The following is a 13,820-nucleotide window of genomic DNA, read 5'->3' as shown; positions in this document are numbered from 1 at the left end:
CGTTCGGCGCGTGCCGCAGAACGATCGGCAACAGCCGCAGCCGAGGCTGTCTCAATCGGGCGGAATTCGGCTGAGGCTGCACAGCGGTCCGCTGCCGCCGCCAACCGCTCGGCGGAACTGGCCAAAGACGCACGACACGGTGAGGAGGCCCCGAGGTGGGAACTCACTCCGGCGCCCTCAAGTGGTGGTGGATGTCAAATCACCGCGAAGTACGTCAGCGGACCTCCAGAGATGACCGTGACGGTAGGCTACTACGGAGTGCTGTTCGGGCACGCCACCAACCGCAAAGCGCCAGGAAAAATGGTGGCCACCACACGGATCCTGCGCCACCTGATCACCAAGCATGAACCTTTCGAGATCCCCATTGCTTGCCCGGAAGGCTGGGGGCACGTGGCCGCAATCGACCTGCACATCACCGTGCAGTCGCTCGAAGGCCATGCGGTCACCGACGACGCCTCCGGCATACCCTGGTTCGACGTGGAGCACGTGGTGTGGGAGCGTGATCCCACGGCCGCAGTTGAGTTCGGAGTTCCCTGACGACCTCGGCTTTCTGGCAGCATGTTGCCAGCCGGTCTATGCGGCTGGTTGTCCTGTGGCTTCCCGTGCGTCCTCGAGTGCGCTGCCCCGTCACCGCCCGATTCCGGACCTGGGGCGTCAGAGCAGAATCCAGCTCCGCTCTTCCGCCGCAGAGTGCTCACCGTCGTGGGGCCCGATCCAGTCGACGCACACCGCCACGGCGTCGTCGTCCAGGTCGCTGTCCTGGAGGAAAGCCCGAAGGTCGCTGAGCAGCGATCGCACCGCCTCGGCGGGGGACAGTCGGAGACTGGTGTGCAGTGCTCGACGAAGTGCGGCGGTGCTGTAATTGCGGTCGGCGAGCACGGCGTCATAGATGCCATCAGTGAGCACGAAAAGCCGATCACCCGGTTCGAGCTGGAAGTGCTGCGCGTCGTAATCCGTGCCATCGACCATGCCGAGTGGGAGTTGGGCGTCCAATTCGATCTGCTCGATTCCCTCTTCGCGAACGCGCCACAGTCGCGGCGAGCCCGCGTCGATGACGCCGACTTCGCCTGTGTTGAGGTCGATCTGCATCAGCAGGGTCGAGACATGCTGCGTTCCCGCATGATGTGCCCAGATGGCCTGATCGGCGAGGGCGGCCTGGGTGGCGAGATTGGCTCCGCTGCGCCGTGCGTTGCGCAGCGCTGTGATCGCCAACGTGGTCAGCATGGCCGCGGTCGTGCTTTCTCCCATCCCATTAGTGACTGCGACGGTCAGCGAGTCGATGTCCTGGGCCCAGTCGAAGTTGTCACCCCGGACTGCATAGGCGGGTTCGAGCTGGCCGGCAAGCCGATAGGAGGCGCAGTCCACGGAACGCACCGGCAGCAGCTGCCATTGCATCTCGGCAGCGAGTGTCAACCGCTGGGGGCGTCGTGCTCGCTGATACCGGTCGGTCGCCACCTCAGCGAGCATGATCGCGTGTGCCGCGAGTTCGGCTGCGGCCGCCAGTTCCTCTCGTGTCGCTTCGTCCGGAGCCTCTGGTATCCGCAACCACAGGACGCCCAATCGATCGCCCCGCACCGTCAGTGGCAGATGCAACGCAACCTCGTGATCAAGCGGCTGCTGGACATGCACCTGGTCGCAGAAGACGCGTCCTTCCAAGGTCGCCACCAGGGGAATACCGGGCCCCTCGGGCTCGAGCACCGGCTCTAGAACCGCAAGACGCAGGTCGACTAGGTAGATCTCCAGCCCTGCGACTCCGAAGTAGTGGCCCAGGGCCGTTACGAGCTTTTCCGGCAACTCGTGAGCCGGCGCGTTCCGCAACGCGCAATCGATGGACTCCAGACGTGTGGGGACGGTCACCATTTCTCCGGCTTCACCTAGGCCCGCTCAAGTGCGGACGATCTTGGGTCCTGACGTGACAGAATACGTCTGGAACCGCATGTACACGGACTTGATACACCCGGCGAGGAGGACTGCCCTGGTGCACAAACCTGACTCCCTATCCTCCGAAGCCCTCGATGACCTCGAGGCCAGCGTGGGGGTGCTCATGGTCGTCTGGGGACGCAGTGCCGAACGCATCAAGCCCAAAGTTTCACCCTCGCAGCTGCGGGCGCTCGTCGTGGTGGATCGGCACGGCTCCATCAACCTCATGAGCCTCGCCGACGAGCTGGGCTCGATCCCATCCGTGACGAGTCGGCTCTGCGATCGGCTCCAAGCCGCCGGGCTCCTCGACCGCGTCGCCGGCGCCGATGACCGACGCGAGGTCATGCTCCAGCTGTCCAAGGACGGCCGCCGCCTGCTCCGCCAGTTCCGGCGGGAACGCCAAGCCGACCTCAAGCAGGTGCTGAGCGCCATGACTCCACGAAGCCGCAGCGCGCTGCTCACCGGCCTGAGCGCCTTCTACGCGGCCGCGACGGAGCTCGGCCTGCCGGACGAAGAACTCGCATGACCGCCACCTCCGCACAACTCGGTGTGCAGCCGATGAGCCCGCCTGCGGCATTCATCCACCCGAGATGCACGACTGTGACCATCTTCTCCCTCCCGCCTTCCTTGACCTAGGACAAGTAAAGTACAAGCGTCGGGCTGAGGCAGCCAGGGCGGGCCTTGCATCAGCCCTCGGGCCCACCTACCGGCCGATCACGGGCGCGGGAACAAACTTGACCGTCCTAGGCGCTCCGGCCGGAGAGCGTGATCCCCGATGGGCTGCTTGGCCCGGACGGGGATGCCCGTATTTCGTGGTCGATCAGCACCAACAGGGTTCATTAGGTGGAGGCGGCCAGGCGATCACGCCGCCCTCGCCCATGCAAGCGGGTGTTCTCCTCGGTAACGTCTCCGCCGGTTCGGGCCGCGAACTCGGTGAGTTTCGCAGGTGGTCAGCGGCACCATGGCGATCTGGCGCGTGCTCGTCTCGGGACAGCTTCCGGTTTCCTCGCCGATGACTGTGATCGCTCGCGAGGCCAGTCCCGACTCCACTATGGAACGCACGAAGGTTCGCCTCTGGCTCCATGGCCTCGTTCTTGTCCTCGCCTTGTTTGTCATTGCTGTCGTCGTAAGCGCGATCTTCATCGCGAATGATCCCGCCAACGCCGCAGGCGGCATCAACGGCTTTCTTTATGCTCTCGACGATGGCGTCAAGGCAGTGCTCCGCGCCCCCATCGACTTCTTCGGCTCACTGCTCACGTTCGTGGAGTGCCTCGGATCCTGAAACGTCGCCAGGAAAGTCGGTAACGCCTGATGCGCCCGTGGTCGTACTGGCTCAGCATGCTGTCCGTGACAATCTGTAGCTCGTATTGTCCTGACGCGATCGCCCGTGCCATGCCGACGTGACGCGACGCCACGTTCATCGGTGCTGTACGCGACTGACTGGAAAGTCTTGCTTGCCATGTGACAACCATGTGTCGTGGCACGGTCCTTCGTCGATTCTGACGAACTGTCCCGTCCATGCTCGCACTGGCATGGCTCCCAACAACCAACGCCCTTGCCGGAAAAGGGGAATCGGCGTCGGATCCGAAGGCCTGATCACTCCACTCTACCCGATGTCCGCCGCCTGCTGATCACGCTGGTGCCGTCGGCCATACACCACCGCCGAGCACGTTGGCGCTGATCACGCTCCCTCGGACGACTGTCAACAGGCTGCCGCCCCGGCCGTCCGTCCGGTGGTCGAGCCCCGCCTCCTCGTTGCACATGCCCAGGACGTGAAGTTGCTTCGGACTTGCGAGCCATGGGCGCTGGCGGCCAGTTCCTTGCACTGCCGCCGGAAGTGAGTGCCGGGACCACGAGTTTTCGCGGACCCGGTATCAGGGTGACGGTGAAGTCAGAACAAGCCGTCCACCGGAAGGGCCGCGGCGGACCCGCCTGTGACCTGCTGGATGGCGTCTTCGCCGGCGATCGGGCCCGCCACTGGCAGTTCCGCCGGAGTCAGCAGGGCGCCGGTGACGTCCTCCCCCGTCAGGTCGTGTGCCGCCGGGACGGCGAATGCCGCATCATCTACCGATGTGCCAATCTCAGGGTCGTAGATCGGCAAGTCGTCTGCGACGTCACTGACCACGGGGACCTCGCTGGCAATGCTGCCGACCTCGCCCGCAACAACGTCCGCGACCGGGACATTCGCCACGATGCCGTGCACCTGGCCGACGACCTCGCCGGCGGTAGGCAGGACGGTCTCCACGGTCTCGCCAGCCTGGCCAATGGTGTGGTCCAGCGACAGGTTGTCGACGCGGTCGGTCGAGCCACCGACGGCATTGCCCGCGGCAGCGACGTTGCCGATGTTGTTGTCGCTGGCAATGTGGTGAACGCTGATCAGGTTGTGCGAGTCCTGCTGCTTAATCTCGATGTCCACGTCCCGGTGGAAGTCGGGAGGCGGAGTCTGCTCGGGCGGTGGTCGCCACCGCTGGCTGCGGTCGAGAGCGTGCGCACTGCGCCCATCTGTCGAATGGTGTTCGACTACGCAAAGATCGTCCACGTGCTCGACGGGAGCGTGTGCGTCTCGACAGACACGGGGACCTTCCGTCTCACCCCTGGTTCGGTGGTGGCACAACGGTGAGGGACGGTCCGCCCTCACGGCACCTGCCGACCTCGCGCTCAACGACCAGACCGAGCGAGCCGGCCTCGGTGTTGCCGCCGTAGACACTGGTGATCGTGACCACCCGTACCACATGTTGAACTGCGTTCGACCATGGTGAAGGCATGCACGAGATGCTGGTGCAGACCTTCCCCGAGCCTCGGCCGGTGCTGGTCGGCCTTGTTTATCTCCCGCGACCGGAGAGAGGCGGAGTCCGCAGCATGCGAGACATCGTGGTCATCGTCCCTACCGCTCTCGCCGACATCAACTGCCGTGCCCTCGTTCCCGACGATGCGTTTCGGCTCCGCGATACGGAGGGTCGCACCCCGGCCCGGGCCGAGCCCGTATCCGTACCGTAGAGGATATGGACCACAACCGGATTCGACGCTCCGATCGGACACTCGACGGGCTCGTCATCCTCTTCGGGATGGCCCTGGTGGTGACCTCCGGGCTGAGCCTGTTTTCGGAGTTCTCCTGGTGGATGGTGGCCATCATGGTGTGCGGTGCGCTACTGGCCCTAGCCGGGTGGGCACGCCGTCGATCCACCGCACGGCAATCGATAGCAGGAGCAGCACAACCACGCCACCGACGAAAAGGCATCGGGTTCGCGGATTCCTGACGTGCCTCTGAGACATCCCGGGATCCCTGCCACAGTCCGCTGGTTCGGTTCGTCGCCGACCTCAAGAGCAGCGGCACTCGTCAGGGATCCCGGATATTGAGCCCATTCCACTTCGGACGGACCCGGCCGGGCCTTACCTCAGAGCCGGGCCTACTGGTTGTGGGCTCGGAACTTGTCGATATCGGCCTTGAGCTGAGAGCCAGGATTGCCAATCGAGGCGATGATGTGGTGCAGCGGTTGCCGGGGGCGTGGACCCGGTGCGCGTCCATTCGGTGGTGGCATCGGGCGGCAGTGCAGGAGCCCGGCCAACTGGTAGGTGCGGGTGTGTCCGTCCTGGGTGGGGCGGGGTCTGCGCGGGATTGCAGCGGTGGGCCGGCCGCTATCGCTCGCTGACCAACATCCGGTTGGCGCCCAGGTTACGGCAGGAGAACGAGCTTGCCGCCCGCGTGACCGTCCGCGAGAACGGTGTAAGCGGTGCGCGCCTGTTCGAGCGGGTACTCACCAGCAATGTGGACCTTCAGTTGCCCGGACGCGGCAAGGCGTGTCAGCTCAAGCCGAGCAGCGACGCGAATACGCTCTGTCTCAGGGCCAGGTCCGAGTGCCTGTCCGCCCGCCGCGAGGACGGCCTGATAGTTCGCGATCGTCACAATGCGACTCGGTGTCCGGACCAACGCGATCGACACCTCAAGCGCTTCGTCCGTACCCGCGGTGTCGATCGCGGCGGACACTCCCGCGGGGGTGGCCGCGGCCACGCGTTCGGCCAGACCCTCGCCATAGGCGACCGGTTCCACACCCGCGGCACGCAGTGTCGCGTGCCGGGAGGGCGCAGCGGTGCCGATTACCCGCGCGCCACGCAGGAGGGCAAGCTGAGCCACCATGCCACCCACCGCTCCACTGACACCGTGTACAAGGACGACATCACCCTGCCGGACCCGGGCGGCTTCAAGGGTGTGCACCGCGGTCGTGGCGCTGCCCAGCAAACCCGCTGCCTCGGCAAAGCCGAGCGCCGCCGGTTTGCGCAGCAACATGTCGGCGGGCACGGTGAGTTCGCTTGCCTGCGCCCCTGAAAGCCAATGACCGAAGACCTCGTGGCCGACGCTCAGCGGCGTGCCTTCGAATCCGATGGGGTCTGTCCCCGTCTGGGTGATGACGCCTGCGGCTTCGTTACCGAGTCGCAGCGGCAGCGTCGTTCCCTCGTAGGTCACCGTCCCCTGGACGCGTTTGAGATCGAACGGGCTGATCGCGGTCGCCCGGACAGCGATCACCACTTCGCCATGGCCGGGCGGCCGGGACGGCACCGAGACCACGTCGATCGCTTCAGGGCCGCCCCACTTGGTCGCGGCGACAGCCCACACCTCGTCAGTCATCATGTCCCCTGTCAGTTCACGAGTGCTGGGTGGTTTGCCAACTCAGGGCGACCGACGAACACATCGAACGGCACCGGAGAAAACAAGTGCATCAAAGATCCCTTTGTTATCACGCAAGACTGAAATGAGCCGCGGCGAAAATCGATGCCCGTCTGCCGCATTCCGGTCCTGGCGACGGGATACGCCCGCCGGTCAGGACCGGAATCGTGAGATTCAGTTTGCCGGCCGGAAGCTGTATGCCGCCTGGCGGTTCTGCCAGCTGTACCAATTGTTGTCGGGCGCGGTCACCATGGGCGTGCCGGAGCAGTTGGTGGTGGAGTAGACGAGAACTGTTTCGCTGAGGTTGAACAAGCCCCAAGCACCGAACGGCAAAGTGGTGCACTCGTCAGTGAGCTTGGCGTACCACGCGGTCCGCCCCTGGAAGAAGTTCAGATAGGGGGCATTGAACCCTTCGTAGAAGCACGCGGCGCCAGCGACGCAGATGGGCTCGCCGTTGTAACGGGTGTCGGGACCGGTCTTCGCCGTTGCCGATGCCGGGCTGGCCGCCAAGCCGATGGCGAGGATCGCAGTTGCTGTCACACCGGCGATTTTGGACATGGTCATCCGTGTTCTTGTCATAGTTGTCTCCGTTCCACAGAGGGAAGTGAGGTCACCTCGGCCAGCCGGCTCTCGCTCCTCGGGCAGGTAGGTGCCGCGGTCAGAAGGCGTATGGGCCGAACCGTCCCCACACCACAATGACGGCGAGGACGACAGCACGGCGTTGACCGTGACATTCGTGCATTCCCCGCGCCGCGCGTGCGTTATCGCCGCGCCTGCCATGCTGACCATCAGCCCGACGGCTGCGAGTGGGGCGGGAACCGGTGCGATGTCGAGCCAATACGGCAGTATCAGGCCGTAGCCGCGGCGACTTCCAGAACTCCGATGAGCTTGATCGTCGCCGAGAGGGAAACGGCTCAACCCAGCCCTGCCCAGCGTCGGCAAGTTGCGCTTTTGCTGCGTTGCGGATTCATGACTCCGCTGGCGAGGACACCCGCCAGCAAGCCGGTGACTATCCACAGGAAGATGTTCACCGAATGTTCTTCCCTGATCGTGCGCGAGATCCGCGAACGAGCTGGGAACCACAGCCGGTTCGCATCCGGCCGCCAAGCCAGGACGGTGACCGGTAAATGCTCGTCAGAAACCGACGGCCTGGCGGATCAGCACGATGTGGATGCGGTCCGGCAGTTCCTGGTGGATCTCCATGATCTTGCCGATCCTGCTGTGCTGTCCGTACGCGGCCTGAGCGCGAGCGTCCTCCAGCTTGAGGCTGTGCTCGCGGATCCGAGTCCTCCCAATGTCCACAGTGGGCACGATCTTCTGGGCGCCAACGACGAAGATGACGTTCGCGGCGCCCCATGCGTACGCTGCGAGCTGGCTGCCCGAGGCCGAAGCGATGAGCACGGTCCCGTCGCGGGTGATGGCGTGCACGCTGCCCAGGGCGTAGTCGGGCTGGCCGCCGATCGCCTTCATCTCCTGCGCCTGGGTGGCGAAATCGAGGGCGAGCAGCTGGTTGCGCGCCGAGTCGTACGCGCTGCCCTCCCCGTTGATCGCCTCGGTGATGCCGGTCTCATCCAGGGTCACCGAGGTGTTGGTCATCACTGACGCGCCGGGCGGGATGCGGTCGAGAACCGCCTGGCGCGCGGCGTAGAGATCGTCTACGACGTGAACGCTGAACCCGTGGTCCTGCAGGGCAACGACGGTATCGGCGAGGGTTTGCCCATCGGGCAACGTGGTGTAGCGGTCCGATGCTTCGGTCGTGGTCACAACTGCTCCTTGCTCGTAGGGACGGAGTCGGGGTCTCGTCACCGACACAACCGGACTTTACCCCGGTTGTGTCATCCTGGGTAGAGTGGGCACGTGGATCGACATCTCCTGCCCTGGGGCACCCCGCCCGCGGAGCGTGCTGACGCGGCACGTAACCGCGTGCTGCTGCTGGCCACAGCGCACGAGATGCTCGCCGAACTGGGCGCCGACGCGCTGACCATGGACGCGTTGGCCGAACGTTCCGGGCTGGGCAAGGGCACGGTGTTCCGCCGGTTCGGAACCAGAGCCGGGATCTTCCAAGCTCTGCTCGACGACACCGAGCATGCGTTCCAGGAACAGGTGCTGTCCGGCCCGCCTCCACTCGGCCCCGGTGCTCCGCCGCTCGAACGTCTTGTTGCGTATGGTCGAGCCAGGGCGAGATTTTTGCTGGACAACCATGCCATCGCGCGATCCTCATTGGACAGCCGCCAACCCGTCGCGGCCGGTTCGCGGACCTCGCAGGTTCACATCAGAATGCTGCTCGCCCAACTGGCGTTGCGGGACGCGGACACCGACATGCTCGCCGTCCAGCTCACCGCGGCGCTGGAAGGCCCTCTCCTGCTTTACTTGCCAGCGGATGACCTCCAGCATGTCGATCGTCAGGCGAACCGACTCGCGGATGCCTGGCAAGATCTCGTGCACCGCCTGTTTGACCACTGACACCATGACCCGGTGGATTCCCGATGGTGGGAAGTTGTTCCCGCTGGGCTCCACTCTGGATAAGCCCTGTGTGCCCAGGTTGCCCCACCTTCTTTTCTTGCCATGCTTGGGTTTTCGACTGTTCGCGCTTGCTTCGGTGCTCGCATCACGGCGTAGCGCGGTCGGTGGCTTAGGAATCCCGCAGGTCGGTGCAGGTTCTGGCCGGAGGTTTGAAACTCGATCTAGCGGCGAGTAAGTCCGATTAGGCGGTCCTGGGTCACTGGTGTGGCGTACCGACGCCGCATGCTTCTACCCGGCAACCCTGAGAACTCCGCCGGTTCAACAGTCCTTTATCGGCGGACACAGTCGGCTAGCCACGCGGGAAATCCAGTTCACCGATCCGCCATGCCCGACCGAAGCACAGGAGGTATTGGTGTCCGACGACCTCTCCCCTGCACCCGAGTTTCCGATGCCGCGCGGCGGTTGTCCTTTCGACCCGCCGTCAGAACTCAGTCGGAGGTCACGGGAGCATCCGGTGTCCCGGGTGACGATCTGGGACCGCAGCCAGCCGTGGCTGATCACCGGCCACGGCGATGTGCGGGCAACGCTCACCGCCCAAGGAGTAAGCGCGGACACCAGCAAACCCGGCTACCCGTCGGCCGCGCGGGCCTTTGCCAAACCAACCAGGTTTTCGGGCTCTTTCTTGATCTTGGTTTTGGAGTGTGCGGCGGGCAGCGTCGGTATCGGGGCGGTTTTCATCCACAAACAGAAATGGTTGATCATTATTTGCACGACGGATACAGCTATCGCGAGGAAATCTACCTGGATGTCCCGGCCGTTTGGGAGCTTAACTACAACCAGCAAATACAATCACCCCATGCCAGAAAGTGGAGAAGGCTACCTGGATTCAGGTCTCCAAAATTTGCTTCCCTCGGCACAAGATTCAAGCCAGGACATCTCGTTCTTGTCGACGATGAGTCGGCCACCAACTACTGGCATCTTGTCCAGCATTTCCGCAGCGCTCATATTTAGCGCGTCATCGGCTAACCCTTCGGGAATCTTATATCCAGTCAACCTAGCCATATCCTCTAGCGTTGACACCCCCATTGCCCGTGCGCGCTGCTCTCCGGTGATCTCGTCCGGGAAAAAGTCAACAGGATCCCAGTCAAAGTCCTCATGCAACAGCGTCGCATAAGGAACGCCGCGCTCCTGATGAAAGATCAACTGCTCCCCGGCTTGGTTGACAAAATAGGACAGGTAGTCCGTGGTATCAAATTTTATTCCAGAAATCTTTCCCAATACGTGCGCGATACTAACATCGTGGATGTATCCGCACATTTTCAGCCCAAAAGATCGTATAGATTCATCGTTTAGAATGGACTCTTTCGAGACCTGGACGGAGCGCTTCTTTCCTTCCTTAACTCCCTTCCTAGCACCAGGGCTATCACGCAACTGTCTTGAAGCATTGCACCAGTAAAGATTTTCCTCTTCCGTATCAAAGACAATACATACGACCGGGACGTTTGTCGTAAGCCAAGATTTTTCATTTCCCCCCACGCGGACACGGTATCCGCCAGACGCCCGGTAAGAGACGCCACCTTTAACCTGTATAGCGATCGTGTCTCCGGTAGTTTCATCGTCTTCTACAAAACTTAATAGGAGATCCTCTCCTACATCATTTCCTGACTCAATCCGGTGAACGATGTGGCCATGCCGCTCGAACAAGCTCACCACTGCGTTTATTGCCGCCCGTTCGGCCTTGCGCCCTTTGGGATTCGGCACCCTGCCCATGGATTCCTCCGAAGTCCATATGAACTACCTCGCACGGCGGGCACGACGCAGCGGCTGCCGTGCCCTCACATACAAAGCCCGCCAGGCGCGCGCCTCGCAACGAACGGCCCCTGCGACGCCGTTGCGAGCCCTCGGACCACAGCCGTTTCGCTACGGCCGCCACCACTACTTGATCGTGCCTCAGTCCGGTTCGGTTACGGGCCAGATCTCGTAAAACGGCAGCTTCTCGCCAATGGTTCCAGGTAAGAGACCTGGTGTACTGCGCTAAGGCAGCGGAGACACGTCTCGGATATCTGAGCCAGTTGAAAGTAGGGCGGCAGTGGTATCAAAAACGCAACCACTAGACCAGGACACACTCAGTCCACACTAAACGCTTTGGGCATGAGTTTGGGCATGAACTGTCGCCGAACATGCCCACAAAGCGATCTGAGAGTCAAATCACACCCGCGATGACCAGGGAATTCACTAGAGCAACGCCGTGCAGCCGACTCAAAATCCGTCCAATGTGCGTTCGAGTCGCACCGAGGGCACGTGCAGGATGCACACAGGCTTTGGCCTGCAGATTTGGTGCATCCGATCTTCCCTTCTGATTCCTCGGAGAGTTGGTTTCCGGGCTCGGCGAGTCCGTGGGCGCTGTCCGCCGAGAGCCCGCGCGCGGGCTCTCGGCCGGGGTCCGGAACACGACAGCCTGATCCCGATGGGCACCAGTGCGACGCACAGTCCGGTTGCACCGGCGATCGACGGGATAGTTGTGCCTTTCAGAACGCCGAGCGGCATGAGCGATGCCGCCGCCAACCCAATGCACTGCGCGGTGCGGAGCGCGCCACTGCGCCAGGCTCCGATCGCAAGCACGATCCAGCCGAGGAGGATCGTGAAGGACAGGTAGCTGAACAGGTGCAGGTCGCCGTAGGTTTCCGCGACGAACGTCGTGGCAAAGTCGGCGCCGCGCCGACGGGCGAGGTCGATGGCGGCTTGGTCGAAACCGGCATGGAAGGTGCGGTCGAACAGCCCGGTGACGACCAGTACGGCACCCCAGGCGGCCCAGCCCGGCCGCCTGGGGTGCGATCCGTGTGGCGAGCGCGAGCACGGCGGGCCACGTCACCTCGGCAGCGCGGGCGGTCCGGCGAGCGACGGTGCCCCTGGCATCCGTGCCTGAACGACGCGGGGCATTTACGTCGTCCATGCATGGCAGGCGCCACCTTGGGAGCCTGATTTTAACGTTTTTACTCCCTTGATGTACTGGTCGGTAACCTGGACCGTCGCACTTGAGCGTGCCCGCTGACCTGCGGTAACAGGGGTTCGTGAGCCTGGTGAGACATCGGGGGTCTCACCAGGATTCAGGGGAGGGTGGGCGACCGACGGGGGGTCGCCCACCCTCGCAACAGAAGGGGGTTGTGTGTTCCGAGACGACCAGACGCGAGACGCAGCGGCGAACCACACCAGCGGCGTCCGGATCTCTCGCCGTCGGGCAAGCACAGCGGGAGGGCTCCGTGCCGCGATCGCCCTGGAAGCACTCGCCACCGTCCAGTGGGCCAGCTCCCGCTACCCAACCCGGAAACCGTGAAATCGATACGCCTTCACGCAGATCACTGATCGACCTGCCGCCTCGACATCTCCTGGCGGGACGTTGTGCTCTGCTGTGCTGCCCACGAAGTGTCCACGATCGGGCGTGCCGGGAGACCGGCAAAAGGTTTGTCCGGGACGGAAGGGGCCGCACCCCCACGGGCCCGCCCGTCGATCGGCGATGACCCGCCCCGGACAAACCCACAACACAAGCGTGAATCAGGAGACGGGACATGGTCGCGGCCTGGACGACAGTGATCACCTTCGGGTGGGCCACTATCGGAGCACGCTTGACCGTAGGGCACGCGATTCGCTCGGTGTGTCGTCCGAGGCAGTGAGAACGTGGCCCGCCAGCGAGTAGCCCGGTGGTGCGCTGGATCCTCGGATTGGAACCCGCTACCCCAATACGAGATCCTTCTGGAACGGACCGCTGTCGCGTGGCTGGTCTCCTACTTCGTCCATGGTGAACTCCACGGCCGCATCGGCTTCGACACCGAAGCCGAGGCCCACCGCAACATCACGTGGCTCAAAACGAAATGCCCGCCCCACCACCAACCTTGGTACCAAACCGACCCATTCCCTAACGGCGACCCCACCACGTCACGAAACGACCACCGGAAAGGCGCCGCCGAGGACACATGACCAGTGGCCAACAGGTCGCGTCACGGCCGACGAACACCAACACGCAAGCGTGGCTGCGCACCACCGGGGCATGGATTCGGATCGGTGGGGACTGTCTGATCAACGGTGGATCTGGTCTTGGTCTGACACGCCGGGCAGGCTGCTTGGCGGGAAGGATCGATGATGGCCGAAACACTGGAGCCTGTGACCGATGAGGTGGATCAGCAGCGGTTGGCCGAACAGCTTCTGGCGCAGGCCAAGGCCCAGGGCGTGGAGCTGGTTGGTCCGAATGGGCTGCTCAACCAGCTGACCAAGAACGTGCTCGAGACCGCCCTGGACGCCGAGATGACCGAGCATCTGGGCTATGACAAGCACGAGGCTGCTGGTCGTGGGAGTGGCAACTCCCGCAACGGCACCCGATCGAAGACGGTGTTCACCGAGATCGGCCCGGTCGAGATCGAGGTGCCCCGGGACACGAACTCCTCGTTCGAACCGCAGATCGTGAAAAAGCGTCAACGCCGTCTGACTGGGATCGACGAGATTGTGTTGTCCCTGTCGGCCAAGGGCCTGACCACCGGCGAGATCGCAGCCCATTTCGCCGACGTCTACGGGGCGACCGTCTCCAAAGACACCATCTCGCGGATTACCGACAAGGTGATCGAGGAGATGACCGAGTGGTCCAACCGGCCACTCGACCGGATCTATCCTGTGGCCTTCATCGACGCGATCCACGTCAAGATCCGGGCTCTGGCGCAGTCTCCGTGAATGTCAGTTCGTTTGGAGGAGCACGCGTTTTCGGAGGAGGTCGAGGTTCGCTCGG

At 63.6% G+C, this 13,820-nt stretch carries 11 protein-coding genes and 1 pseudogene; 5 read left to right on the top strand and 7 right to left on the bottom strand.

The genetic code is table 11. The features are described 5' to 3' along the window. Nucleotides 1–231: 231 nt before the first annotated feature. Nucleotides 232–537 carry a hypothetical protein gene (locus tag MOQ72_RS39080; protein ID WP_242191013.1) on the top strand — a complete coding sequence of 102 codons (306 nt, stop codon included), beginning with the start codon at nt 232–234 and terminating at the stop codon, nt 535–537. Nucleotides 538–654: 117 nt separating this feature from the next. Here MOQ72_RS39080 and MOQ72_RS39075 read toward each other — a convergent pair whose 3' ends face one another. Beyond that, nucleotides 655–1,860 carry a PP2C family protein-serine/threonine phosphatase gene (locus tag MOQ72_RS39075; RefSeq protein WP_242191012.1) on the bottom strand — a complete coding sequence of 402 codons (1,206 nt, stop codon included), beginning with the start codon at nt 1,858–1,860 and terminating at the stop codon, nt 655–657. Between the two features lie 118 nt (nt 1,861–1,978). On the opposite strand from MOQ72_RS39075, the gene MOQ72_RS39070 reads away from it, so the two are divergent. Together MOQ72_RS39070 and MOQ72_RS39065 are read left to right on the top strand one after the other, a co-directional pair. Then, on the top strand, nt 1,979–2,446 hold the full coding sequence (locus tag MOQ72_RS39070) for a MarR family transcriptional regulator (protein ID WP_242191011.1): 468 nt from the start codon (nt 1,979–1,981) through the stop codon (nt 2,444–2,446). A gap of 420 nt (nt 2,447–2,866) precedes the next feature. Beyond that, entirely contained in the window at nt 2,867–3,202 is a 336-nt protein-coding gene (locus tag MOQ72_RS39065) for a hypothetical protein (RefSeq protein WP_242191010.1), read from the top strand. Nucleotides 3,203–3,551: 349 nt separating this feature from the next. Here MOQ72_RS39065 and MOQ72_RS44935 read toward each other — a convergent pair whose 3' ends face one another. The 5 genes from MOQ72_RS44935 to MOQ72_RS39040 all read right to left on the bottom strand — a co-directional run bounded on the left by MOQ72_RS44935 (nt 3,552) and on the right by MOQ72_RS39040 (nt 8,347). Next, nucleotides 3,552–3,683, bottom strand: a complete 132-nt coding sequence (locus tag MOQ72_RS44935; RefSeq protein WP_277955343.1) for a hypothetical protein — start codon at nt 3,681–3,683, stop codon at nt 3,552–3,554. A gap of 128 nt (nt 3,684–3,811) precedes the next feature. Beyond that, nucleotides 3,812–4,336, bottom strand: coding sequence for a hypothetical protein (locus MOQ72_RS39060; protein WP_242191009.1), 525 nt, complete (start codon nt 4,334–4,336; stop codon nt 3,812–3,814). 1,257 nt (nt 4,337–5,593) lie between these two features. After that, nucleotides 5,594–6,544, bottom strand: a complete 951-nt coding sequence (locus MOQ72_RS39055) for an NADP-dependent oxidoreductase (RefSeq protein ID WP_242191008.1) — start codon at nt 6,542–6,544, stop codon at nt 5,594–5,596. A gap of 213 nt (nt 6,545–6,757) precedes the next feature. Continuing rightward, nucleotides 6,758–7,600 (bottom strand): DoxX family protein, encoded by an 843-nt coding sequence (locus MOQ72_RS46095; protein ID WP_504981679.1) that lies wholly within the window; start codon nt 7,598–7,600, stop codon nt 6,758–6,760. Nucleotides 7,601–7,717: 117 nt separating this feature from the next. Further along, on the bottom strand, nt 7,718–8,347 hold the full coding sequence (locus tag MOQ72_RS39040) for an LUD domain-containing protein (RefSeq protein WP_242191007.1): 630 nt from the start codon (nt 8,345–8,347) through the stop codon (nt 7,718–7,720). Nucleotides 8,348–8,440: 93 nt separating this feature from the next. Between MOQ72_RS39040 and MOQ72_RS39035 the strand changes: the two genes are divergently transcribed. Then, entirely contained in the window at nt 8,441–9,046 is a 606-nt protein-coding gene (locus MOQ72_RS39035; protein ID WP_242191006.1) for a TetR/AcrR family transcriptional regulator, read from the top strand. Between the two features lie 876 nt (nt 9,047–9,922). Here MOQ72_RS39035 and MOQ72_RS39030 read toward each other — a convergent pair. Then, nucleotides 9,923–10,816 carry a DUF4365 domain-containing protein gene (locus tag MOQ72_RS39030; RefSeq protein ID WP_242191005.1) on the bottom strand — a complete coding sequence of 298 codons (894 nt, stop codon included), beginning with the start codon at nt 10,814–10,816 and terminating at the stop codon, nt 9,923–9,925. Between the two features lie 2,367 nt (nt 10,817–13,183). Between MOQ72_RS39030 and MOQ72_RS39025 the strand changes: the two are divergent. Next, a pseudogene (locus MOQ72_RS39025) lies at nt 13,184–13,744 on the top strand (transposase); the annotation flags it as partial. Nucleotides 13,745–13,820 lie beyond the last annotated feature (76 nt).

This window comes from Saccharopolyspora soli (assembly GCF_022678645.1).
Lineage (GTDB): Bacteria > Actinomycetota > Actinomycetes > Mycobacteriales > Pseudonocardiaceae > Saccharopolyspora > Saccharopolyspora soli.
This window is presented reverse-complemented; position numbering and strand designations above follow the sequence as displayed.